The organism is Streptomyces shaanxiensis (genome assembly GCF_039537145.1).
Taxonomy (GTDB): Bacteria; Actinomycetota; Actinomycetes; order Streptomycetales; family Streptomycetaceae; genus Streptomyces; species Streptomyces shaanxiensis.
In genome coordinates, this window is sequence record NZ_BAAAZY010000039.1 from 1 (window position 1) to 22,384 (window position 22,384).

Sequence of the window (22,384 nt, forward strand, 5' to 3'; positions counted from 1 at the left end):
CTTACAGCGCCGATGGTACTGCAGGGGGGACCCTGTGGGAGAGTAGGACGCCGCCGAACAATCTTTGGAGGACCCCTGGTCCCAGCGTTCAGCTGGGACCAGGGGTCCTTTTGTTTTTACAATGCTTGCAGTACCGAAGACAGGAGTCACCGATGTCCACCAACTCTCCCGACGACCGACCGGAGCGCGACCAGCGGCGACGGGACAGTGGTGACCGCGGCGACCGGGGTGACCGAGGCGGTTACCGAGGGGACCGTGGCGGTTTCCGTCGCGACAACGACCGTGGTGGTTACGGGCGTCGGGATGACCGCCGTGACGATCGCCGTGGTGACGACCGTGGTGGCGACCGGGGCGGCTTCCGGCGTGATGACCGCCGTGACGACCGTCGGGATGACCGTCGTAGCGATGACCGTGGTGGTTTCCGGCGTGACGACAGTCGTGGTGGCGGCTACGGCCGGCGCGATGATCGGCGAGATGACCGGCGTGACGGCGATCGTGGTGCCCGTCCGTCGTTCCGTAGGGACGACCGTTCCGGTGGGCCGCGTCGGGACGACCGGGACCGGGGGTTCCGCCGCGACAGCGATCGCCCGTCCTACCGGCGTGACGACGAGCGTGGTGGCTTCCGGCGTGACGATCGTCGGGATGACCGCCGTGACGACCGCCGTGGTGATGACCGTGGTGGCGACCGGGGTGGCTTCCGGCGTGACGACCGTCGGGATGACCGCCGGGACGACCGTCGTGGCGATGACCGTGGTGGTTTCCGGCGGGACGACAGCCGTGGTGGCGGCTACGGCCGGCGCGATGACCGGCGTGACGGTGACCGCCGTAGCGACGAGCGTCGTGATGGTGACCGTGGTGGCTTCCGCCGCGACGAAAGGGACCGTGGTTTCCGCGGTGATGACCGGGACCGTGGCTTCCGCCGCGACGATCGCCGTGGCGATGACCGTGGTGGCGACCGGGGCGGCTTCCGGCGCGATGACCGCCGTGACGACCGTCGGGATGACCGTCGTGGCGATGACCGTGGTGGTTTCCGGCGGGACGACAGCCGAGGCGACCGTGGTGGGTTCCGTGGGCGTGACGACCGTGGCGGTCGTGGGCCCCGTCGTGATGACCGAGGTGGGCGTCCCGGAGGGTTCCGTGGGCGGGACGACCGTCGGGATGACCGGCGTGGCGGTGGCCGGTTCCGTGATGAGCGGGATCGGGACCGCGAGCCGATCAAGCGGCTGCCGATTCCTGAGGACGTCACGGGCGACGAGATCGACAAGGACGTCAAGCAGGAGCTGCAGAGCCTGCCGAAGACGCTCGCGGAAGACGTCGCCAAGAACCTGGTGATGGTCGCCCGGCTCATCGACGAGGACCCCGAGGGCGCTTACGGCTACTCCAAGGTGGCCCTGCGGCTGGCGTCGCGGGTCGCTGCCGTACGAGAGGCGGGCGGGTTCGCGGCGTACGCGAACCAGAAGTACTCCGAGGCGCTCGCCGAGTTCAGGGCCGCGCGGCGGATGACCGGCAGCGTGGAGCTGTGGCCGCTGATGGCCGACTGCGAGCGTGGGCTCGGGCGGCCGGAGAAGGCGCTGGACATGGCCGGGGCGCCCGAGGTGCAGAAGCTGGACAAGGCCGGGCAGGTCGAGATGCGGCTCGTCGCGGCCGGCGCCCGGCGTGACCTGGGGCAGCTGGACGCGGCCATCGTGACGCTGCAGAGCCCCGAGCTGGCCTCCAACGCCGTACAGCCGTGGACCGCGCGGCTGCGGTACGCGTACGCCGACGCGCTGCTTGCCGCAGGGCGGCAGGGTGAGGCGCGGGAGTGGTTCGCCAAGGCCGTCGAGGCCGACAAGGACGGCAGCACGGACGCCTCCGACCGGCTTGCCGAGTTGGACGGTGTCGACTTCGTCGACGCCCTCGACGAGAGCGAGAGCGAGAGCGAGAGCGAGGGCGAGAGCGAGGGCGACAGCGGGAGCGAGCAGCAGGCTCAGGGTGTGGCCGACGAGGGCCACAAGGAGTGAGTGGCGCTTGATCGCTTGATGTGAGGGGCGGGATCCAGGGTGGGGTCCCGCCCCTTTCGCGTTCAGAGGTCCAAGGTGCGCAGGACCAGGCCCGAGGCCGGCTTCGGGCCGAAGGACGTCGACTTGCGGGGCATCGTGACGCCCTGGCGGGCGAGGTCGCGGACGACGTCCTCGCGGACGGGGTGCATCAGGACGGCCGTACCGCCGTCGCGTTCCGCCTTTTTGACGGTGGCGGCGGTGTCGTGGATGTAGGCGATGCGGGCGGGGTCGTCCTCGGGGATGTGCCAGACGTGGGCGAGGAGTGTGGCGTGCAGGACCGTCGCGTCCAGGGTGCGCCAGGCGGTGGGGTGCTCGGTGGGGACCGTACGGGCGAGGAGGGCCGGGTCCGGTCGGTCGACGAGGTGGAAGGCGCCGTCTCCGGCGAGGAGGTAGGCGTTGCCGGCGCAGGCCGCGTCGGCCAGTGTCTCCAGGGCCTGGGCCAGCGGGACTTCGAGGCGGCGTACGCGGAAAAGGCCGTCGAGGGCGGCCAGGGCGTCCGGCACGGGCAGGTCGTGCAGGAGGCGGTGGATGGCGCGGACGCGCAGGGGGTAGCGGGCCGTGTCGACCAGGAGGACGAGGCCGTAGTCCCAGGCGCTGGGTGAGGGGTGCTCCGCGCGTAGACGGCGATACGTGGCCCAGCGGTGGTGGCCGTCGGCGATCAGGGCCTGGTGGCGGGTCAGGTCGGACTGGACGCGGGCCAGGTCGGTGGGGTCGGTGATCGACCACAGGCGGTGGCTGAAGCCGTCCTCCGTGGTGGTCGAGAGGAGCGGCGGGTGTTCCGTCGTGCGCTCGATCACGGCGGTTGCATCGGCCGCCGTGCCGTTGCCGCGGTAGGTCAGGAGCAGGGGCTCGAGGTTCGCGGACGTGGCACGCATCAGGGCCGCGCGGTCGGCGACCACGTGCGGCATGACGTCCTCGTGCGGCAGCACCAGGCCCTCCGCCGGTTCCGAGACGCGCAGGGCGCCGATGATGCCGCGTTGCAGCATGCCGTTGCCGTCGTGCTGTTCGTAGACGTAGAGGCCGGGCTCCGGATCGGCGGTCAGGACGCCTTCGGACACCCAGCGGCGGAGGGTCTTCGCCGCCTGTTCGTTGCGGGCGCTGGGGGTGTCGGCCTGGGGGAGGATCAGGCGGACGATGTTGTGCGGGTCGGCCGACTCGAGATGGAGCAGGCCATCGGGGCGGACCACGACGTCGTACGGCGGTGACGTCACGGCCGCCAGGCTGCCGACCCGGTCGGGGTCGTAGCGAAGGCCTCGGAACGGGGTGAGTTCGAGGCCTCGGCGCGCCGTTGCTTCCGGGTGACCTGCTGTGTTCATCCAGGCATCGTACGGGTGTCAGTGGCATGGGGGATGATCGGGGAAAGACGTCGAACGAGGAGCGATGCGGAATGAGCCAGAGCGTCAGGACGAGGCCCGATGGCTGTGGCCAGGCCCTGAGCGAGGCGTACGACACGGCGCTGCTCGACCTCGACGGTGTGGTGTACGCGGGGGGCAACGCGATCGCGCATGCCGTCGAGTCGCTCGCCGTGGCCCGCGCGGGCGGGATGCATCTCGCGTACGTCACGAACAACGCCCTGCGGACGCCTGACGCCGTGGCCGTGCATCTGACGGAGCTCGGGATACCCACCGGGGCGGACGACGTCATCACTTCGGCGCAGGCGGTCGCGCGGCTGATCAGTGAGCAGGTGCCGGCGGGGGCCCGGGTGCTGGTGATCGGTGGGGAGGGGCTGCGGGTGGCCCTGCGCGAGCGCGGGCTGGAGCCGGTGGAGTCTGCGGACGACGATCCGGCGGCGGTCGTGCAGGGGTACGGCGGGCCCGAGCTGCCCTGGGGGCGGTTCGCGGAGGCCTCGTACGCCGTCGCGCGCGGGGTGCCGTGGTTCGCGTCCAACACCGACCTGACGATTCCCGGCGCGCGGGGGATCGGGCCGGGCAACGGGGCCGCGGTGGAGGTCGTACGGATAGCCACCGGCGCCGAGCCGCAGGTGGCGGGCAAGCCGTTGCCTCCCATGCACCGCGAGACGATCCTGCGGACCGGCGCCGAGCGGCCGCTGGTGGTCGGGGACCGGCTGGACACGGACATCGAGGGCGCGTTCAACGGGGAGGTCGACTCGCTGCTCGTGCTGACCGGGGTGACCGACGGTGCGCAGTTGCTGGCGGCGCCGCCGCAGCACCGGCCGACGTATGTGGATGCCGATCTGCGGGGGCTGCTCACCGGGCAGCCGGAGGTCGTTGCCGACGGGGACGGCTTCCGGTGTGGTGGCTGGGCGGCGGTCGCCCGGGCTGAGCGGCTGGAACTCGACGGTGGCGGTGCGGCCTTGGACGGGCTGCGTGCGCTGTGCGCGGCGGCCTGGACCGTGGCCGGGGAGGGCTCGTGCGCGCTGGACGGGGGGAAGGCGCTGGCCCGACTGGGGTTGTGAGCCGTCGTCCGGCTCCGGAGCGGTCGTACGGTTCTGCAGTGCGGCCGGGCACCCTCGTGCAGCGGGATCGTGGCTGAATGGGAGGGTAGGCTAACCTAACTGCGTGTTGGTCGACAGTCCTCCCGAACAGCGCGCGGAGTCCGGGTCCGCGCCCCCAACCCGACGGGCGATACGAGCCGTTGGTCTGCTTGTCTCTGTCCTGATCCTGGTGGTCGTCGCGTTGGCGAGCATCGCGATCGGGGCGAAACAGCTGTCCATCGGAGAGGTCTGGCACGGCTTGTTCGAGGCCTCCGGGACCTACGGCGACGTCGTGGTCGACGACCGGATCTCGCGCACCGCCCTCGGGCTGCTCGCCGGCGCCGCCCTCGGTCTCGCCGGGGCCGTGCTGCAGGCGCTCACCCGCAACCCGCTCGCCGATCCGGGCCTGCTCGGCATCAACGCGGGCGCGTCCGCCGCCGTCGTCACCGCCATCACCTTCCTCGGCGTCACGAGCCTCAGCAGCTATGTCTGGTTCGCCTTCTTCGGGGCGGCCGCGGTCGGGGCGATGGTCTGGTTCCTCGGCGGCAGCCGGGGTGCCACGCCGGTGCGGCTCGCGCTGGCCGGTACGGCGATCAGCGCCGCGCTCTACGGTTATCTCCAGGCCGTGATGATCATGGACGACGCCGCGCTCAACAAGATGCGTTTCTGGACGGTCGGTTCACTGTCCTCGGCGACCGACGCGACCATCACCCAGGTGCTGCCGTTCCTGCTCGCGGGCACCGTCCTCGCGCTCGCCCTCGCCAGGCCGCTGAACGCGATGGAGATGGGCGACGACACCGCCAAGGCGCTCGGCGCCCACCTGAACCGCACCCGGGTGCTGGCGATGCTCGCCGCGACCGTGCTGTGCGGGGCCGCGACCGCCGCCTGCGGGCCGATCGTGTTTGTCGGCCTGATGGTGCCGCACGTCGTACGGTCCTTCACCGGTCCCGACCTGCGCTGGATCCTGCCGTACGCGGCCGTCCTGTCGCCCGTGCTGCTGCTCGGCGCCGACGTCCTCGGCCGGATCGTCGCCCGGCCCGCCGAGCTCCAGGTCGGCATCGTCACCGCGGTCATCGGCGGACCGGTCTTCATCTTTCTCGTACGACGGCGGAGGACGGCGCAGCTGTGAGGAGCGCAGTGAAGAGCGACACGAAGAGCGCATCGAGCAGCGCGTCCAGCAGCGCGTCGAAGAGCGACGCGAAGGCCGCGGGGAAGGCCGTAGGGAAGGCTTCCGGGAAGACCAATCGTGCCGTGCGGACCCCGGGCGGGCTCTCCGTGCGGCTGGACGCCCGGGCGTTGACCGTCGTCGTCCTGCTGCTCGTCGCCGCGCTCGCCGCCAGCGTGCTGCTGATCGGCACCGGCGACTTCCCGATCGCGGCGGGTGACGTACTCAGGACGCTGCTCGGCGACGGCAACGCGGGGCAGGAGTTCATCGTCAACGAGCTGCGGCTGCCGCGGGTCCTGGTCGGGCTCCTCGCCGGTGCCTCGCTCGGCCTCGGCGGCGCGCTGTTCCAGGCGCTGTCCCGCAACCCGCTGGGCAGCCCGGACATCCTCGGCCTCGGACAGGGAGCCACGGCCGGGGCGCTCGTGGTCATCGTGCTGTTCTCCGGGGACGCCGGCGAGGTCACCGTCGGTGCGCTCCTGGGCGGACTCGCGACCGGACTCGCCATCTATCTGCTCGCCTGGAAGAGGGGCGTGCACGGTTATCGACTGGTCCTGGTCGGAATCGGCATGTCCGCGATCATGACGGCGGTCAACGGCTATCTGCTGACCAAGGCCGACCTGTTCGACGCGGCCCGCGCGGTCGTGTGGATGACCGGATCCCTCAGCGGCCGAGACTGGGCCCAGGTCACCCCGCTCGCCGCGCTGTGCGTCATCCTCGTACCGCTCGTCCTCGGCAACGCGCGAGCCCTGCGGATGATGGAGATGGGCGACGACGTCTCGTACGCCCTCGGAGTGCGTGTCGAACGCGTACGGCTGCTGCTGATGCTGGCCGCCGTGCTGCTCACCGCAGCCGCCACCGCCGCCGCCGGCCCCGTCAGCTTCGTGGCGCTCACCGCCCCGCAGCTCGCCCGGCGCCTCACGCGCTCGCCCGGGCCGAACCTGCTGCCCTCCCTGTGCATGGGCGCCGCCCTCCTCGTCACCGCCGACTGGGTCTCCCAGCGGGTCTTCGGCGCCGACCAGATGCCCGTGGGCGTGGTCACGGGCGTGCTCGGCGGCGTATACCTGCTCTGGCTGCTGGTCACCGAGCGCAAGGCGGGCCGGATATGAGCGCCGGCAGCAGCAACAGCAGCGGGCCGAACAACGGGCTGAACAACCGAAGGAGCACTGTGAACCGCCTGTCCGCCGACAACGTCACCCTCGCCTACGACCAGCGGGTCATCGCCGAGCAGCTGTCGGTGGAGATACCCGACAACTCCTTCACCGTGATCGTCGGCCCGAACGCGTGCGGCAAGTCCACGCTGCTGCGGGCGCTGTCGCGGATGCTCAAGCCGAGCCAGGGCAGGGTCCTGCTGGACGGGCAGGTCATCCAGTCGATGCCGGCGAAGAAGGTCGCGCGCACGCTGGGTCTGCTGCCGCAGTCGTCGATCGCGCCCGACGGCATCACCGTCGCCGACCTGGTGGGCCGGGGCCGCTACCCGCACCAGGGGATCCTGCGCCAGTGGTCGACCGAGGACGAGCGGGTCGTCCAGGAGTCGATGGAGCAGACCGGGGTGGCCGAGCTGGCCGATCGCTATGTCGACGAATTGTCGGGTGGTCAGCGGCAGCGCGTGTGGATCGCCATGGCGCTCGCCCAGCAGACGCCGCTGCTGCTGCTCGACGAGCCGACCACCTACCTCGACATCCAGCACCAGATCGACGTCCTCGACCTGTGTGCCGAGCTGCACGAGCAGCAGGGTCGGACCCTGGTCGCCGTGCTGCACGACCTCAACCACGCCGCCCGGTACGCCACGCACCTCATCGCCCTGCGCGGCGGGGAGATCATCGCCGAGGGCGCGCCGAACGACATCGTCACGGCCGAGCTGGTCGAGGAGGTCTTCGGGCTGCGCTGCCAGGTCATCGACGACCCGGAGACGGGAACGCCGCTGGTGGTGCCTGCGGCACGGAAGGCGCGGGCCGGGGGCAAGGCCGACGTCGTCACGAAGGTCGCCGCTACGGAAGCGTCCTGAGACTGCTTCTGGAGTGCGGGCTGAGCAAGAACCCCTGAGGAGCGGGCTAGAGAAGCTTCCTGAGGTGCATCAGGTCGCGCAGGCCCGCGTGCACCTTCACCCGGCCCGAGCCCCAGGCCTTGGCGAAGTGCAGTTCGCCGTCGACCAGGGCGACCAGGTCGTCGCCGGTCATGCCGAGTCTGATCTGGGCCTTCTCGCGGGGCGGGCCCTGGAGCGTGTCCTGGACATGGATCCGGCCGCCCGCCATGCGGCCGGCGAACGTGACGTCCAGGTCGGTGATGTGGCAGCTCACCGAGCGGTCCAGGGCCGCGGCCGTACGGACGTCCCCTTCGGCACGCTGCATGTTGTCCGAGAGCTTTTCGAGTGCGGCACGGCACTCCTCGATCGTGGCCATCGCGATCGACGGTACCCCAGCGGTTCGGGGTAGCGTCTGGGCATGAGCGACACAGTTCCGGAGACGGAGATCCCGGAGGTGGCCGAAGCGGAGGCTGCGGTCGAGGTCGAGGTCGAGGTCGAGGCCGAGGTCGAGGTCGAGGCTGGGCTCGCGGGCGCACCCGAGGACGACCCCGCCGCTCCCGCCCCGCTGAACGTCCCGCGTACCCCCACCGGCAAAGCCGACGTCGACGCCCAGCTGGAGCGGCTCGGTGATGCCGACCACCTCGCCACCGACGGACACCTCGAGGTGTACGAGGATGTGCATCGGGGGCTGCGCGACGCGCTCACCGCGCTCGACGCCCGCCCGGGACCTCCGGCGCCCCCACGGCCGTACGAAAGCAGGAGCTGAACCGAAAGTGGCAGGAGTCGCACGTCGCCGTCTCGACGCGGAGCTGGTCCGTCGGAAGCTCGCGCGGTCACGCGAGCACGCCAGCCAGCTGATCGCCGCCGGGCGGGTCACCGTCGGCAAGACTGTCGCGACCAAGCCGGCCACGCAGGTGGAGACCGCGGCGGCGATCGTCGTCGTGGCCGACGACAGCGACCCCGAGTACGTGTCGCGGGGCGGGCACAAGCTCGCCGGCGCGCTGGAGGTCTTCGTACCCCAGGGGCTCGCGGTGGAGGGGCGGCGGGCACTGGACGCCGGTGCGTCGACCGGCGGTTTCACCGACGTCCTGCTGCGGTCGGGAGCCGCCCACGTAGTCGCCGTCGACGTCGGATACGGACAACTCGCCTGGACTCTCCAGAGTGATGAACGCGTCACCGTCAAGGACCGTACGAACGTACGCGAGTTGACGCTCGAAGCGATCGATGGGGAACCAGTGGATCTTGTCGTGGGGGATCTGTCCTTCATCCCGCTCGGCCTGGTGCTGCCCGCCCTGGTGCGGTGCGTGAAGCCGGACGCCGATCTGGTGATGATGGTCAAGCCGCAGTTCGAGGTGGGGAAGGAACGGCTGGGGAGCGGCGGGGTTGTCCGCAGCCCTCAGCTGCGGGCCGAGGCCGTGCGCGGCGTGGCCGAGAAGGCGTGGGGACTCGGGCTCGGGGTGAACGGGGTCACGGCCAGTCCGTTGCCCGGACCCTCCGGGAATGTCGAGTACTTTCTGTGGCTGCGTGCCGGGGCGCCCGCTCTGGACCCGGCCGACGTTGACCGTGCAGTGGCGGAGGGGCCGCGTTGATGCAGAACCGAGCTCGTACTGTTTTCCTGCTCGCCCACACGGGGCGGCCGGCCGCCATTCGCAGCGCGGAGCTTGTGGTGAAGGGGCTGCTGCGGGAGGGCATCGGGGTGCGCGTCCTCGAGTACGAGGCCGCCGACCTGCCCCTGCCGGACGAGGTGCAGCTCGTCAAGGAGGCGACCCCGCAGTGCCTCGACGGCTGCGAGCTGCTCATCGTGCTCGGCGGTGACGGGACGCTGCTGCGTGGCGCCGAGTTCGCCCGGGCGTCCGGGGTGCCGATGCTGGGCGTCAACCTCGGGCGGGTCGGGTTCCTCGCGGAGGCCGAGCGGGACGATCTCGACAAGGTTGTCGACCGCGTCGTGACCAAGGCGTACGAGGTCGAGGAGCGGATGACCGTCGACGTCGTCGTGCACCAGAACGGCAATGTCGTGCACACCGACTGGGCGCTGAACGAGGCCGCCGTGCAGAAGGCCGGGGCCGAGAAGCTGCTCGAGGTCGTGCTGGAGATCGACGGGCGGCCGGTGACGGGGTTCGGGTGCGACGGCATCGTGCTGTCCACCCCGACCGGGTCGACGGCGTATGCGTTCTCCGCGGGCGGGCCTGTGGTGTGGCCCGAGGTCGAGGCTTTGTTGATGGTGCCGATCAGTGCGCATGCGCTGTTCGCGAAGCCGCTGGTTACTTCGCCGGATTCTGTGCTGGCGGTGGAGGTGCTGCCTCATATTCCGCCGGGTGTGTTGTGGTGTGACGGGCGGCGGACCGTTGAGTTGCCGCCGGGGGCGCGGGTCGAGGTGCGGCGGGGGGCTGTGCCGGTGCGGTTGGCTCGGCTGCATCATGCTTCGTTCACTGATCGGTTGGTGGCGAAGTTCGCGTTGCCCGTTTCCGGGTGGCGGGGGGCGCCTCACTAGGCGGTTTGTGGGGGGTGGTTCGGATCGTCGGCGGGCGCGGGTTGTTCTGTGGCTGGTCGCGCAGTTCCCCGCGCCCCTGAGGGCGCGACACTCGCCTGGGTGACAATGTGCGGCCGATACACATTCGTCACCTGCACCTTCACATCATGGACCCGGGGGCCGTCGCACTCCCCGCCCCCGACCTCGTAAGGTCGTGTCCGTGTTGGAGGAGATGCGGATACGGTCGCTCGGAGTCATCGACGACGCTGTCGTCGAGCTGTCGCCGGGGTTCACCGCCGTCACCGGTGAGACGGGTGCGGGCAAGACCATGGTCGTCACCAGCCTCGGGCTGTTGCTCGGGGGGCGTGCCGACCCGGCGCTCGTGCGGATCGGGGCCGACAAGGCGGTCGTGGAGGGGCGGATCACCGTCTCCGCGGGCGCGTCGGCCGTTGTGCGGGCCGAGGAGGCCGGGGCCGAGCTCGACGACGGGGCGCTGCTGATCAGCCGTACCGTTTCCGCCGAGGGGCGGTCGCGGGCGCATGTGGGCGGGCGCAGTGTGCCCGTGGGGCTGCTCGCCGACCTCGCCGACGACCTCGTGGCCGTGCACGGGCAGACCGACCAGCAGGGGCTGCTGAAGCTGTCCCGGCAGCGGCAGGCGCTCGACCGGTACGCCGGTGACGCGGTCGCCGGGCCGCTGGCCAAGTACGCCGAGGCCTACAGGCGGTTGCGGGCCGTGTCGGTCGAGCTGGAGGAGATCGTCACGCGCGCGCGTGAGCGGGCTCAGGAAGCCGACATGCTGCGGTACGGGCTCGACGAGGTCGCGGGCGTGGAGCCGCGGGCCGGGGAGGACGTCGAGCTGGCGGAGGAGGCGGAGCGGCTCGGGCACGCCGAGGCTCTGTCGTCCGCTGCCACGGCCGCTCACGCCGCGCTCGCCGGCAACCCCGAGGACCCCGAGGGCATCGACGCCGCCACGCTCGTCGCGGGGGCGCAGCGCGCCCTGGACGCCGTGCGGTCGCACGACCCGGCGCTGGCCGCCCTGGCCGACCGGATCGGCGAGATCGGGATCCTGCTGGGCGATGTGGCGGGGGAGTTGGCGGGGTACGCCGATGACCTGGACGCCGATCCCCTGCGGCTGTCGGCCGTCGAGGAACGGCGGGCCGCGCTCGGCGCGCTGACGCGGAAGTACGGCGAGGACGTCGCCTCGGTGCTGGCCTGGGCCGAGCAGAGCGCCGCCCGGCTCACCGAGTTGGACGGCGACGACGAGCGGATCGACGAGCTGACCGCCGAGCGGGACGCGCTGCGGACCGAGCTGGGCGGGCTGGCGCAGGCGTTGACCGATGCGCGGGCGGAGGCGGCCGAGCGGTTCGCCGCCGCCGTGACCGCCGAGCTGGCCTCGCTCGCCATGCCGCACGCGCGCGTGTCCTTCGACATCCGGCAGACCGAGGATCCGGAGGGGGTCGAGGTCGGCGGGCGTACGGTCGCGTACGGGCCGTCGGGTGCGGACGAGGTCGAGCTGCTGCTCGCCCCGCACCCAGGGGCTCCGCCGCGGCCCATCGCCAAGGGCGCGTCCGGTGGTGAGCTCTCGCGCGTGATGCTCGCCGTCGAGGTCGTGTTCGCGGGGACGGATCCCGTACCGACGTATCTCTTCGACGAGGTCGACGCCGGTGTCGGTGGCAAGGCGGCGGTGGAGATCGGGCGGCGGCTGGCGCGGCTCGCGAAGAGCGCGCAGGTCGTGGTCGTGACCCACCTGCCGCAGGTTGCTGCCTTCGCCGATCGGCAGTTGCTCGTCGAGAAGACCAACGACGGGTCGGTCACCCGCTCCGGCGTGAAGGTCCTGGAGGGCGAGGAGCGGATCCGGGAGCTGTCCCGGATGCTGGCCGGGCAGGAGGACTCGGAGACCGCGCGGGCGCACGCCGAGGAACTGCTGGCGACGGCTCGGGCGGACGGGTAGCGGGTCCCTCCGCGAGGGGCGGTGCTGTCGGCCGGGGCGCGGGCAGAGCCGGGCTGTCAGTGGTGGCCCGTAAGGTGGCCGAATGATCGAACGTGCCCCCAGGGCCACCGCCTTCGGCCTCTCCGCAGCCCTCACCCGCGCCACCGTCACCGCCCTGCGCGCCAAGGCGCCGGGCGGCCCCGGCCGTTGGGAGCGGAAGAACTACGCGGGCCGGACCGTCGAGCTGTACGCCGGTGCGGCCTCAGCGCTGGCGGCGACCCTGGGTGCCGGACGGATACGGCCGGCCGCCGGGGTCGCCGTGGCCGTCGCCGGAGCCTGTGGGGCGTACGACGACGTCGCCGGGGTCGGGGATCTCCGGCGGGGGTTCCGGGCGCACCTGTCGGCTCTGCGGGACGGCGAAGTCACCAGCGGCGCGGTCAAGTTGTTCGGGGTGTCCGCCGCGGGGCTCGTCGCGGGGGCGTTCCTCAAGGAGCGGCCCGTGGACAAGCTGCTCGCGGGCGTGGTGATCGCCGGGGCCGCGCACTTCGTCAACCTCGTCGACGTGCACCCGGGCAGGGCCGCCGCCGCGGTGCTCGCGCTCGGGGCGCCGGGGCTGCTGCGCGAAGGGCCCGGCGCGGGGATCGCCGCGACCGCCATGGGCGCCGCCGCGGCCGTGCTGCCCGACGACCTCGGGGAGCGGGCGATGATCGGGGACACCGGCGCGCATGCGCTGGGCGCGGCCCTGGGCGCCGCTGTCGTCGCCGGGAACGGCCGGGCGGGGCTGGTCGCGCACGCCGCAGCCCTCGTGGCCGCCGCGGTGTACGGCGACAAGGTCAGCGAGGCGGCGCGGGCGTCGGGCGCGCGCTGAGGCGAACGTCGGCCCGCTGTGGTGCGGTCGGAGGGCGACGAGCCCGGACGAGTCCACCGGCCCGGTGCGGAGCGTTGGTTCGAGCCGGCGTACGAGACGTGCGCCACGCGCGCGTGTTCGGGCACATCCGCCTACCGAACCTCACTCTTGCAGGTGACCCGGCACGCCGTGTTGCCTGCCCTGCGGGGTCCCGCCGTTCCCGGAACCCCCCTGTGTCCTGGCATCCTTGGCGTAAGCACGTCGTATGCGCAGGGATCCTCGCGGTACACCCCCTCCGCGCGATCCTTCTGTACTTTCTTCGTGACCGCCCGACCCACAACCAGGAGCCCCGGCCACGTGACCCCCGTGAGCAGCCACTCACCGCACGGCCAGTCGTCGCTGCGCACCGTGCAGGTGCTGGGCGGTGGCAACGCCGGCAGTAGCGCGCATGTGCGATCGCTGGCCTCGGGGCTGGTCGCACGGGGCGTGCGGGTCATCGTCTGTGCCCCTGTCGAGGCCGATCACCTCTACGACTTCACCGGCGTCGGCGCCGAACACGTGCATGTGCCGCGCAGCAGCGACCCCGGCTCCGTGGCCGCCCTGCGGGCCGCGTGCGCGGACGCCGACCTGGTCCACGCGCACGGGCTGCACGCCTCCTTCCGTACCGTGCTCGCGCTCAGCGGGCGGCGTACACCGCTCGTCGTCACCTGGCACGACCGGGCCCATGCCGAAGGGGCCCGGGCCCATCTCGTACGGCTGTTGGAGCGGCGGGTCGTCAAGGCCGCCTCCGTCGTGCTCGGGTCCACCTCGGCCCTCGTGGACCGGGCCCGCCGGACCGGAGCGCGGGACGCGCGCCTGGCCGCGGTCGCGCTGCCCGAGCCCGGCCGTCCCGTCGAGCAGGACGACCCCGACCGGCTGCGGCCCAAGGTACGGGCCGAACTCGGTGCCACCGGGCGCCCGTTGCTGATCGCCGTCGGCTCGCTCGAGCGGCATCGCGGATACGACGTGCTGCTGGACGCCTCGCGCGCATGGCGGGGGCTCGATCCCGCGCCGTTGGTCGTGATCGCGGGCGAGGGGGAGCTGCGGGCGGCGCTGCAGCGCCGGATCGAGGACGAAGGGCTGCCCGTGCGGCTCATCGGGCGGCGGGACGATGTCTCCGAGCTGCTCGCCGCCGCCGATGTCGCGCTCCTGCCGAGCAGTTGGGAGTCGCGTTCCCTGCTGGCCCAGGAAGCCCTACACGCGCGCGTGCCGCTCATCGCCACCGACGTCGGCGGCATCCCGGAACTCGTCGGCGACGCGGCCGAGCTCGTGCCGTACGGCGACCCGCAGGCACTCGCCGACACCGTCGTGCGGCTGCTGGGCGACCCCGAGCGCCAGGAGCTTCTCAGGGAGCGGGGTGTGCGGCAGGCGGCCACGTGGCCGACGGAGGACGAGACGGTGGCCCAAGTGCTGAGCGTCTACGACGAGTTGACGCAGCCGCAGCCCATGATCTAGCCCGCCGGAACGCGTCTCTAGCTCACATGCCTCCGCGCCCGCAGCGCGAGGCTCAACGCCAGTACCGTCTGCGGGTCGTCGAGGTCCGTGCCGAGCAACTCGCCGATGCGGGCGAGGCGGTTGTAGAGGGTCTGCCGGTTGAGGTGCAGTTCGCGGGCCGTCTCCGCCTTGCGGCCCGCGTGCGCCAAGTACGTCTCCAGCGTGGGCAGCAGGGGCGGCTTGGAGCGGCTGTCGTGGTCGCGGAGCGGGCCGATCGCACGGTCCACGAACGCCGCGAGGTCCGGGTGGTCGCGCAGCCGCCACAGCAGCAGGTCGATGTCCAGGCGCCGGGCGTCGTACCAGGGGCGGTCCGACAGGCCCTGCGCCGCTGTCGCCGTCTCCGCCGCGTGCCTGAGGCCCGCCGAGGCCGCCGCCCAGCCGCCGGCCACCCCGACGACCACCACCGGCGGCTGCGCCCCGGGCCGCTGGATCCCGGCCCGCTCGACACCCGCCCGCAGCGCCGCCGCGACCCGGTCCGCGACCGTCGACCGCTCCGACTCCGCACGCAGGCCCAGCAGCAGGGGGACGCGACCCTCGACCGGCCGCACGCCCAGCAGGACCGGAACCCCCACGGACGCCAGCTCCTCCCCGACCGCGCGCGCCAGCACCGCCCAGCCGCCGCCCGGCGACAGCACGTCCCCGAGCCGCATCACCACCGGCAGCAGCGGGCTGTTGCCCGGCTTGAAGCCCAGCACGCGCGCCTGTGCCGGGGCGTCCTCGGCGTCGACGCGGCCCTCCGCGAGGTCGGTCAGGAAGTCGCCGCGCCCGCGTGCCGCCAGCTCCTCCTCCTGCCGGGCCTGCATCAGCACCACGGCGAGGATGCCCGCGGCCCGCTCGGTGGCGATGCGGTGGACGGGCGTGAGAAGGCCCCGCACGGGCAGGAGGACGAGCCGCGCCCGGACCGAACCCGTCCCGGGGCCGCCCCCCGGAACATCCACCAGCACCGACCCGGCGGGCGGCGGCGCGTCCTTGTGCTGGCCTCGCAGCCCCTCCCACACCTGCAACGGATCCGCGCCCTCGGGGCCGGCCCCGGCGGCGTACAGCAGCCGCCCGTCCGTCGTCTCCAGGAACACCGGGTTGCCGCTGAAGTCGGCCAGGATGCCGAGCACTTGGGGCACACCGCCGCCGCCGAGCAGTGCTTCCGTGCACCGGCGGTGCACCTCCTCCGCCCGTTGCAGCAGCGCGTAGTGGCCGTTGACGATCTCCGTGTGGATCTCCTCGGTGACCGTCACGAAGGGCACCTCGCGGTGCAGCTGGACCAGCGGCAGACCGGCCGTTCGCGCCGTGTCGACCAGCGCGGCGGGCAGGCGCGTGAAGCGCGGGCCGAGTTCGACGACGAGGGCCGCGATACCGCGCTCGGCCAGGGTGCGCACGAACGCGCGCTGGTCGGCCGGGCGGGTGCCGAGGCCGTAGCCCGTGGTCAGCAGCAGCTCCCCGCCCTTCAACAGGGAGGCGATGTGCGGCACCTCGCCCGCGTGCACCCAGCGCACGGTCCGCCCCAGCCGGTCGGCGCCCGCGAGGACCTCGGGGAGTCCGCTGCGCAGCCCGGGCAGCTCCAGCGCCCGCCGCACCGTGATTCCGGCGCCGTAGGTCTCGAATCCGCTGTCCGTACCGCCCGTGCCGCTGCCCATGAGTCGGACGCTACCCGCGGGGATGCTTCCACGACATCTCCGGACGGTTACGGAGACGATCACCGGCTCCCTCCGCCCGACAATGCGTCGCGCCGCGCGCCGAATTGCCGGACCCCTTGTCGCTTGTGGCGTACATCACTGCCCCGCCAGACTGGCGCATCCGAAGGGAAGCGGCGTCTTCGGCTTCGGATTTCGTTGCGGAAGCACCTCGAGAGGGATGAAATGACGAAAACACCCACGCGTGAGGTTCACCGGCTCAAGGCGAACTCCGTAGGCCTGGTGGGCGTCGTCTTCATGGCGGTCGCCACCGCCGCGCCGATCACCGCGATGACCGGCAACCTGCCCATCGCGGTCGGCTTCGGCAACGGCACCGGCGCGCCCGCCGGCTATCTCTTCGCGACGCTCGTGCTGACGGTGTTCTCCGTCGGATACGTCGCCATGGCCCGCCGTATCACCGCCGCGGGCGCCTTCTACGGCTACATCTCGCACGGGCTCGGCCGGATCACCGGCATGGCCTCCGGGATGCTCGCCGTGCTGGCGTACATCGTCTTCGAGGCGTCCATCGTCGGCGTGTTCTCGTACTTCGCGCAGACGACGGTCCACGACCAGCTCGGCCTCGACCTGCCCTGGATCCTGTACGCCGCCGCGATGCTGCTGGTCACCGCGGTCCTGGCGTACTTCGACATCAACCTCACCGCGAAGGCCCTCGGCGTGATGCTGATCGCCGAGATCGCGGTCCTCTTCGCGGTCGCCACGGCCGTACTCCTGCACGGCGGCGGCCCGGATGGCATCCCCGTCGAGCCGATCAACCCCAAGAACGCCTTCACCGGCGCCTCCGCCGGTCTCGGCCTGTTCTTCGCCTTCTGGTCGTGGGTCGGCTTCGAGTCCACGGCGATGTACGGCGAGGAGTCCCGCGACCCCAAGCGCGTCATCCCGCGCGCGACGCTGATCTCCGTCATCGGGGTCGGGCTCTTCTACATCTACGTCTCCTGGATGACCATCGCCGGCAACGGCCTCAAGGGCTCCGTCGAGATCTCCTCCGGCACCAGCCCGCTCGACCTGTTCCTCGACCCGGCGCACACCTACGTCGGCGCCTGGGCGGTCGACGCCTTCCAGTGGCTGCTGATCACCGGCTCGTTCGCCTGCGGGATGGCCTTCCACCAGTGCGCGGCGCGCTATCTGTACGCCATCGGCCGCGAGGGCTTCCTGCACCCCGCCCTCGGCCGTACGCACGCCCGGCACGGGTCGCCGTACATCGCGTCCTTCGTGCAGTCGCTCATCGCGGTCGCGCTCGTCGGCGCCTTCTGGCTGACCGGTCAGGACCCGTACGTCCACCTCTACACGTTGCTGGCGATCCTCGGCACGATGGCGATCCTCATCGTGCAGACCCTGTGCTCGTTCGCGGTCATCGGCTACTTCCGCCGGAACCACCCCGAGGACCGGCACTGGTTCCGCACGTTCACCGCCCCGCTGCTCGGCGGCATCGGCATGATCGCGGTCGTGGGGCTGCTGGTGACCAACCTGGACACCGCGGCCGGTACGGCGGCCCACTCGCTCTTCTTCAAGGCCATCCCGTGGATCGTGGGGCTGGTCTTCTTCGGCGGTCTCGGGCTCGGTCTGTATCTGAAGGCGCGGCGGCCGGAGCGCTACGACGTCATCGGCAGGATCGTGCTGGAGGACTCGGCGGAGCGAACGGAAGCCCCGGTTACGGCACGCTCGGCGGGGTAGCTGCGCCTGCATGGATTTCAGTGTGGTTGCCGTGGCACGGGAGGACGACAGCCCGGTCGAGGAGCCGCTGCGGGTGGCAGCGGTCGCCGATCGGCTCGGGTACCGCGAGGTGTGGGCGGGGGAGGGGCCCACCTGGGACTCCTTCGTCCTCGCCACGGCGATCGGGCGGGCCACCGAGCGGGTCGCGCTGACGGCCGGTCCGGTGGCGGTGTCGGTGCGGGACGCGTTCGGCATCGCGCGGGGTGCCGCCTCGGTCGCCGCCGTCGTCGGGCGGCCGGTCGGGGTGGCGCTGGGGACGTCCAGCAAGCGGGTGGTCGAGGGCGTGCACGGGGTACCGCGGATGCGGCCCGCGGCGGCGATGGAGGCCTCGGCCGCGGCCGTACGCGGCTTCCTGCACGGCCGGCCCGGCGAGCCGGTCGTTCCCGGCAGCGCCTTCCCGCGCCGCCTCCCGCCGCCCGGAGGCCCGCTCACCGTGGCGGCCTTCGGCGACCGCGCGATCGCCACGGCCGCCGCGCACGCCGACCGGATGCTGCTCGACATCGTCTCGCCGGACCAGGTCCGCCTGCTGCGGGCCAAGCTCGAGGCGGCCGCCGCGCGTGCGGGCCGTACGTCGCCGCCGACCCTGGTCTCCTGGCTGCCGGCCGCCGTCGATCCGGACCCGGACTCCCTCGCGCAGGTCCTGCGGAGCATCGCCGGGTATCTGACCGTGCCGGGATACAGCGACATGTTCGAGGCGGCCGGTTTCGCAGAGGCGGTCGAGCTGGCCCGTACCGGCGCGGACTCCGGCACGCTGGTGCGGGCGCTGCCCGCCGCGGCGGCCGGCACGGTCGGCCTGGTGGGCGACTTGGACGCCGTACGCGCGCGTGCCGAGGAGTACGCCGAGGCCGGACTCGACGAGATCGCCCTCGTCCCGGCGACTGCGGGCGACCCGGGCGGGGAGCGGACGCTGACGGCGCTCAGGCCGGCTTGATGTTGTGGTTGAAGCGGAAGACGTTGTCCGGGTCCCACTGCCGCTTCAGTGAGGCGAGGCGTCGGTAGTTGTCGGCGCCCAGGCCGGCGATCACACGCTCCTGGCCCTCCGCGCCGATGAAGTTCAGGTACACCGCACCGGTGCTCCACGGCCGGACGCCGGCGCGGACGTCACGTACCCACTGGACACACCGCTCGTCGTCCGCCGGGTCCTCCCACATGCCGTAGGGATGGATCGCCCAGGGCGCGTCCCGGTAGGGCACCGGGTACTCGTGCGGGCCGGCCGCGATCGCGCCGCCCTGCGGGAGGAGGGCGTGCTGGGTGCCGGTCGGTACGGGCATGGACCGCGCCTCGGCACCGTAGACGTCCACGAAGTCGTCCGGCGCGCCCGTCAGGTACTCGGCCGACCAGTAGTGCCGCATGCCGGGCGGATCGTCGATCATGCACTGCACGTCGGTGTACGGCATCGCGCCCACGATCTCCGCCTCGTGCGGCAGCGCCAGCAGCGGCTCGGCGTACTTGCGCATGTCCTGCTCGGTACCGGCGTAGGTGAGGAGCACACCGCAGACCAGTGTGCCGACCAGCGGCGGCGGCACGAACTCCTCGGGCGGGCCGGTGAAGTAGATACTGCCGCCGCCCACCTCGTCGGGGCCGGACTCGATCACGTCGCGGAACGTGCGGACGGCGTCGGGCGCGAACTCGGGCCGGTACACCACCATGGCGATGGCGAAGTCGGGCAGTTCGTGCAGCTTCAGCGTGATCGCGGTGGCGATGCCGAAGTTGCCGCCGCCTCCGTGCAGGGCCCAGAACAGGTCCGGGTTCTCGTCCGCGTTGGCATGCACCCGGTTGCCGTCGGCGGTGACCAGCTCCACGCCGAGCAGATTGTCGACGGCGAGCCCGCAGCAGCGGTCCAGCCAGCCGGTGCCGCCGCCGAGGACGAAGCCGCCGACACCGGTGGTCGAGGCCCGTCCGCCGGTCGTGGCGAGGCCGTACGGCTGGGTGGCGTGGTCCAGGTCGCTCATCGTGGCGCCGCCCGCGATCCGTACCGCCTCGGCCGCGGGGTCGACGGTGACGGCGCGCATATGGCGCAGGTCGACGACCAGACCGTTGTCGTTCAGCGCCATGCCGGCGACGCTGTGCCCGCCGCCGCGCACCGCGATGTTGAGGTCCAGCTCCCGGCCGAACCGCACGGCCCGCACGACGTCGCCCTCGTCCACGCACTGCGCGATCACCGCGGGCCGCCGGTCGATCATGGTGTTGAAGACGCCCCGGGCGTCGTCGTAACCGAAGTCCCCCGGAGCGAACACATCACCGGAGAGATCCTCACGCAGCGCGTCGAGAGCCGCGCCCGCCTTCGACCGGGAAGCCATGGCCGCCCCCTTCCGACAAGGGGCAATAGCTTGTTTCCAGGCTAGGCGGGCGTGTCACGTCCGTCCTGTCGAGCGCTGCGGCGGGCCTTTCCGCCAGGCCCTGTCAGCCGCCGTACGCCCCGGACGCCGTCAGCCGCAGGGCGGTGTCGATCAGCGGAACGTGGCTGAAGGCCTGCGGGAAGTTGCCGACCTGGCGCTGCAGGTGCGGGTCCCACTCCTCCGCCAGCAGCCCGAGGTCGTTGCGCAGCGACAGCAGCTTCTCGAACAGCTTGCGGGCCTCGTCGACGCGGCCGATCATCGCCAGGTCGTCCGCCATCCAGAACGAGCAGGCCAGGAAGGCACCCTCGTCGCCGGGGAGGCCGTCGACGCCCTCGTCGTCGCCCTGCGTCGGGTAGCGCAGGATGAAGCCGTCCGAGGTCGACAGCTCGCGCTGGATCGCCTCGATGGTGCCGATGACGCGCTTGTCGTCCGGCGGCAGGAAGCCCATCTGCGGGATCAGCAGCAGCGAGGCGTCCAGCTCCTTCGAGCCGTACGACTGCGTGAAGGTGTTGCGCTCCTTGTCGTAGCCCTTCTCGCACACGTCCCGGTGGATGTCGTCGCGCAGCTCGCGCCAGCGCTCCAGCGGGCCGTCCGCGTCGCCGGACTCGATCAGCTTGATCGTGCGGTCGACGGCGACCCAGGCCATCACCTTGGAGTGCACGAAGTGGCGGCGCGGGCCGCGCACCTCCCAGATGCCCTCGTCCGGCTCGTCCCAGTGGTCCTCGAGGTAGCGGATCAGCTTGAGCTGGAGCAGCGAGGCGTAGTCGTTGCGGGCCAGGCCCGTCATGTGGGCCAGGTGCAGGGCCTCGGTGACCTCGCCGTACACGTCCAGCTGGAGCTGGTGCGCGGCGCCGTTGCCGACCCGGACCGGCGCGGACGCCTCGTAGCCGGGCAGCCAGTCCAGCTCGGCCTCACCCAGCTCGCGCTCCCCGGCGATGCCGTACATGATCTGCAGGTTCTCGGGGTCACCCGCGACGGCCCGCAGCAGCCACTCGCGCCAGGCGCGGGCCTCCTCGCGGTAGCCGGTGCGCAGCAGCGAGGACAGGGTGATGGCCGCGTCGCGCAGCCAGGTGTACCGGTAGTCCCAGTTGCGGACGCCTCCGATGTCCTCCGGCAGGGAGGTGGTGGGCGCCGCGACGATGCCGCCGGTCGGGGCGTACGTCAGCGCCTTCAGCGTGATCAGCGAGCGGACGACCGCCTCGCGGTAGGGGCCGTGGTACGTACAGTGCTCGACCCACTCGCGCCAGAACTCCTCCGTCGCCTCCAGCGACTGCTCCGGCTCGGGCAGCGCCGGCGGCTGCTTGTGCGAGGGCTCCCAGGAGATCGTGAACGCGATCCGCTCACCCGGGGCGACCGTGAAGTCCGAGTACGTCGTCAGCGACTTGCCGTAGGTCTCGGCCTCCGTGTCGAACCACACCGAGTCCGGGCCGGCGACGGCGACCGTACGGCCCTCGTGCTTGTGCACCCACGGCACGACACGGCCGTACGAGAAACGCATCCTGAGCGCCGAGCGCATCGGCACCCGGCCAGAGACGCCCTCCACGATCCGGATCAGCTGGGGCGCGCCGTCACGCGGCGGCATGAAGTCGATCACCCGGACCGTGCCGCGCGGCGTGTCCCACTCGGACTCCAGGATCAGCGAGTCGCCGCGGTAGCTGCGCCGGGCCGCGGTGGGCGGCGGGGCGTCGGAGGCGTGCGCGGGGCCGAGCCGCCAGAAACCGTGCTCCTCGGTGCCCAGCAGTCCGGCGAAGATGGCATGCGAGTCGAAGCGGGGCAGGCACAGCCAGTCCACTGTGCCGTCCCGGCAGACCAGCGCTGCGGTCTGCATGTCTCCGATGAGTGCGTAGTCTTCGATGCGCCCGGCCACGTGCAACTCCAGTCGAACGGCCACGTCGCCCCCTTCTGACAAGGGGCTCTCGCTTAGTGCGGTCAAGGGGTGGTTGTTAAGCGTCGTTGAGCGGTGAAGCAAAGCAGTCGTTTCCGCCGTGAGGCAAAACGACAGTCTCTTCTCAACAATCTCTGCTCAACGAACTGACGAGCTCTCGTTGTTCCGGGTGTGACGGGCGGGGGTGGTGCCGTGTTTGCCGGCCGGGCTCGGCAGCGAATGTCCGAGCAGGATACGACGCACGTAGATGATCTGCGTGCCGGTCCGGGCAACCCGGGTCGGCCGAACGGGTGAGCAAGGGGTGAGAAACCGAGACGCCTG

At 72.0% G+C, this 22,384-nt stretch carries 19 protein-coding genes; 14 read left to right on the top strand and 5 right to left on the bottom strand.

Going from position 1 to position 22,384, the window contains the following annotated elements; translation table 11 throughout:
• Nucleotides 1-210: 210 nt before the first annotated feature.
• Both ABD932_RS43240 and ABD932_RS43245 read left to right on the top strand, forming a co-directional pair.
• On the top strand, nucleotides 211-1,332 hold the full coding sequence (locus tag ABD932_RS43240; RefSeq protein WP_345021993.1) for a hypothetical protein: 1,122 nt from the start codon (nucleotides 211-213) through the stop codon (nucleotides 1,330-1,332).
• Nucleotides 1,224-2,000: a hypothetical protein gene (locus tag ABD932_RS43245; RefSeq protein WP_345022036.1), complete on the top strand. Its 777-nt coding sequence runs from the start codon at nucleotides 1,224-1,226 to the stop codon at nucleotides 1,998-2,000. The genes ABD932_RS43240 and ABD932_RS43245 overlap by 109 nt, the downstream gene beginning before the upstream one ends.
• Nucleotides 2,001-2,062: 62 nt before the next feature.
• Here ABD932_RS43245 and ABD932_RS43250 read toward each other — a convergent pair whose 3' ends face one another.
• Nucleotides 2,063-3,355 (bottom strand): DUF1015 domain-containing protein, encoded by a 1,293-nt coding sequence (locus tag ABD932_RS43250; RefSeq protein WP_345021995.1) that lies wholly within the window; start codon nucleotides 3,353-3,355, stop codon nucleotides 2,063-2,065.
• Between the two features lie 71 nt (nucleotides 3,356-3,426).
• Between ABD932_RS43250 and ABD932_RS43255 the strand changes: the two genes are divergently transcribed.
• The 4 genes from ABD932_RS43255 (at nucleotide 3,427) to ABD932_RS43270 (ending at nucleotide 7,643) form a co-directional block, all read left to right on the top strand.
• Complete coding sequence (locus tag ABD932_RS43255) at nucleotides 3,427-4,455, top strand: HAD hydrolase-like protein (RefSeq protein WP_345021998.1); 1,029 nt, start codon at nucleotides 3,427-3,429, stop codon at nucleotides 4,453-4,455.
• Between the two features lie 103 nt (nucleotides 4,456-4,558).
• Nucleotides 4,559-5,602: a FecCD family ABC transporter permease gene (locus tag ABD932_RS43260; protein WP_345022000.1), complete on the top strand. Its 1,044-nt coding sequence runs from the start codon at nucleotides 4,559-4,561 to the stop codon at nucleotides 5,600-5,602.
• 122 nt (nucleotides 5,603-5,724) lie between these two features.
• A complete protein-coding gene (locus tag ABD932_RS43265) occupies nucleotides 5,725-6,744 on the top strand; it encodes a FecCD family ABC transporter permease (RefSeq protein WP_345022038.1) in 1,020 nt (339 codons plus the stop codon).
• Nucleotides 6,741-7,643: an ABC transporter ATP-binding protein gene (locus tag ABD932_RS43270; protein WP_345022002.1), complete on the top strand. Its 903-nt coding sequence runs from the start codon at nucleotides 6,741-6,743 to the stop codon at nucleotides 7,641-7,643. Before ABD932_RS43265 ends, ABD932_RS43270 begins: the two co-directional genes overlap by 4 nt.
• Nucleotides 7,644-7,689: 46 nt before the next feature.
• Here ABD932_RS43270 and ABD932_RS43275 read toward each other — a convergent pair whose 3' ends face one another.
• Complete coding sequence (locus ABD932_RS43275) at nucleotides 7,690-8,037, bottom strand: SCP2 sterol-binding domain-containing protein (RefSeq protein ID WP_345022003.1); 348 nt, start codon at nucleotides 8,035-8,037, stop codon at nucleotides 7,690-7,692.
• A 42-nt stretch (nucleotides 8,038-8,079) separates the two neighbouring features.
• Between ABD932_RS43275 and ABD932_RS43280 the strand changes: the two genes are divergently transcribed.
• The 6 genes from ABD932_RS43280 to ABD932_RS43305 all read left to right on the top strand — a co-directional run bounded on the left by ABD932_RS43280 (nucleotide 8,080) and on the right by ABD932_RS43305 (nucleotide 14,402).
• Nucleotides 8,080-8,427 (top strand): hypothetical protein, encoded by a 348-nt coding sequence (locus tag ABD932_RS43280; protein ID WP_345022005.1) that lies wholly within the window; start codon nucleotides 8,080-8,082, stop codon nucleotides 8,425-8,427.
• A 7-nt stretch (nucleotides 8,428-8,434) separates the two neighbouring features.
• Entirely contained in the window at nucleotides 8,435-9,250 is an 816-nt protein-coding gene (locus ABD932_RS43285; protein WP_126390771.1) for a TlyA family RNA methyltransferase, read from the top strand.
• Nucleotides 9,247-10,152: an NAD kinase gene (locus ABD932_RS43290; RefSeq protein ID WP_126390769.1), complete on the top strand. Its 906-nt coding sequence runs from the start codon at nucleotides 9,247-9,249 to the stop codon at nucleotides 10,150-10,152. Before ABD932_RS43285 ends, ABD932_RS43290 begins: the two co-directional genes overlap by 4 nt.
• Before the next feature lie 211 nt (nucleotides 10,153-10,363).
• Nucleotides 10,364-12,082 (top strand): DNA repair protein RecN, encoded by a 1,719-nt coding sequence (gene recN / locus ABD932_RS43295; RefSeq protein WP_345022040.1) that lies wholly within the window; start codon nucleotides 10,364-10,366, stop codon nucleotides 12,080-12,082.
• 82 nt (nucleotides 12,083-12,164) lie between these two features.
• On the top strand, nucleotides 12,165-12,929 hold the full coding sequence (locus ABD932_RS43300) for a hypothetical protein (RefSeq protein WP_345022008.1): 765 nt from the start codon (nucleotides 12,165-12,167) through the stop codon (nucleotides 12,927-12,929).
• A gap of 336 nt (nucleotides 12,930-13,265) precedes the next feature.
• On the top strand, nucleotides 13,266-14,402 hold the full coding sequence (locus ABD932_RS43305) for a glycosyltransferase family 4 protein (protein ID WP_345022010.1): 1,137 nt from the start codon (nucleotides 13,266-13,268) through the stop codon (nucleotides 14,400-14,402).
• A 17-nt stretch (nucleotides 14,403-14,419) separates the two neighbouring features.
• Here ABD932_RS43305 and ABD932_RS43310 read toward each other — a convergent pair whose 3' ends face one another.
• Nucleotides 14,420-16,072: a PucR family transcriptional regulator gene (locus ABD932_RS43310; RefSeq protein ID WP_345022012.1), complete on the bottom strand. Its 1,653-nt coding sequence runs from the start codon at nucleotides 16,070-16,072 to the stop codon at nucleotides 14,420-14,422.
• A gap of 222 nt (nucleotides 16,073-16,294) precedes the next feature.
• Between ABD932_RS43310 and ABD932_RS43315 the strand changes: the two genes are divergently transcribed.
• Together ABD932_RS43315 and ABD932_RS43320 are read left to right on the top strand one after the other, a co-directional pair.
• On the top strand, nucleotides 16,295-17,800 hold the full coding sequence (locus tag ABD932_RS43315; RefSeq protein WP_345022014.1) for an APC family permease: 1,506 nt from the start codon (nucleotides 16,295-16,297) through the stop codon (nucleotides 17,798-17,800).
• 10 nt (nucleotides 17,801-17,810) lie between these two features.
• A complete protein-coding gene (locus ABD932_RS43320; protein WP_345022016.1) occupies nucleotides 17,811-18,770 on the top strand; it encodes an LLM class F420-dependent oxidoreductase in 960 nt (319 codons plus the stop codon).
• Here ABD932_RS43320 and ABD932_RS43325 read toward each other — a convergent pair.
• Together ABD932_RS43325 and ABD932_RS43330 are read right to left on the bottom strand one after the other, a co-directional pair.
• Nucleotides 18,757-20,139: an FAD-binding oxidoreductase gene (locus ABD932_RS43325; protein WP_345022018.1), complete on the bottom strand. Its 1,383-nt coding sequence runs from the start codon at nucleotides 20,137-20,139 to the stop codon at nucleotides 18,757-18,759. The two genes, ABD932_RS43320 and ABD932_RS43325, sit on opposite strands and share 14 nt — an antisense overlap.
• A 103-nt stretch (nucleotides 20,140-20,242) precedes the next feature.
• Complete coding sequence (locus tag ABD932_RS43330; protein ID WP_345022042.1) at nucleotides 20,243-22,045, bottom strand: glycoside hydrolase family 15 protein; 1,803 nt, start codon at nucleotides 22,043-22,045, stop codon at nucleotides 20,243-20,245.
• Between the last annotated feature and the right edge of the window lie 339 nt (nucleotides 22,046-22,384).

What these genes read in the sequence shown, in the direction of transcription:
- ABD932_RS43250 (WP_345021995.1), bottom strand. Translation starts at nt 3,355, where the DNA reads ATGAACACAGCAGGTCACCCGGAAGCAACGGCGCGCCGAGGCCTCGAA.
- ABD932_RS43255 (WP_345021998.1), top strand. Translation starts at nt 3,427, where the DNA reads ATGAGCCAGAGCGTCAGGACGAGGCCCGATGGCTGTGGCCAGGCCCTG.
- ABD932_RS43270 (WP_345022002.1), top strand. Translation starts at nt 6,741, where the DNA reads ATGAGCGCCGGCAGCAGCAACAGCAGCGGGCCGAACAACGGGCTGAAC.
- ABD932_RS43275 (WP_345022003.1), bottom strand. Translation starts at nt 8,037, where the DNA reads ATGGCCACGATCGAGGAGTGCCGTGCCGCACTCGAAAAGCTCTCGGAC.
- ABD932_RS43280 (WP_345022005.1), top strand. Translation starts at nt 8,080, where the DNA reads ATGAGCGACACAGTTCCGGAGACGGAGATCCCGGAGGTGGCCGAAGCG.
- recN (WP_345022040.1), top strand. Translation starts at nt 10,364, where the DNA reads ATGCGGATACGGTCGCTCGGAGTCATCGACGACGCTGTCGTCGAGCTG.
- ABD932_RS43300 (WP_345022008.1), top strand. Translation starts at nt 12,165, where the DNA reads ATGATCGAACGTGCCCCCAGGGCCACCGCCTTCGGCCTCTCCGCAGCC.
- ABD932_RS43310 (WP_345022012.1), bottom strand. Translation starts at nt 16,072, where the DNA reads ATGGGCAGCGGCACGGGCGGTACGGACAGCGGATTCGAGACCTACGGC.
- ABD932_RS43315 (WP_345022014.1), top strand. Translation starts at nt 16,295, where the DNA reads ATGACGAAAACACCCACGCGTGAGGTTCACCGGCTCAAGGCGAACTCC.
- ABD932_RS43320 (WP_345022016.1), top strand. Translation starts at nt 17,811, where the DNA reads ATGGATTTCAGTGTGGTTGCCGTGGCACGGGAGGACGACAGCCCGGTC.
- ABD932_RS43325 (WP_345022018.1), bottom strand. Translation starts at nt 20,139, where the DNA reads ATGGCTTCCCGGTCGAAGGCGGGCGCGGCTCTCGACGCGCTGCGTGAG.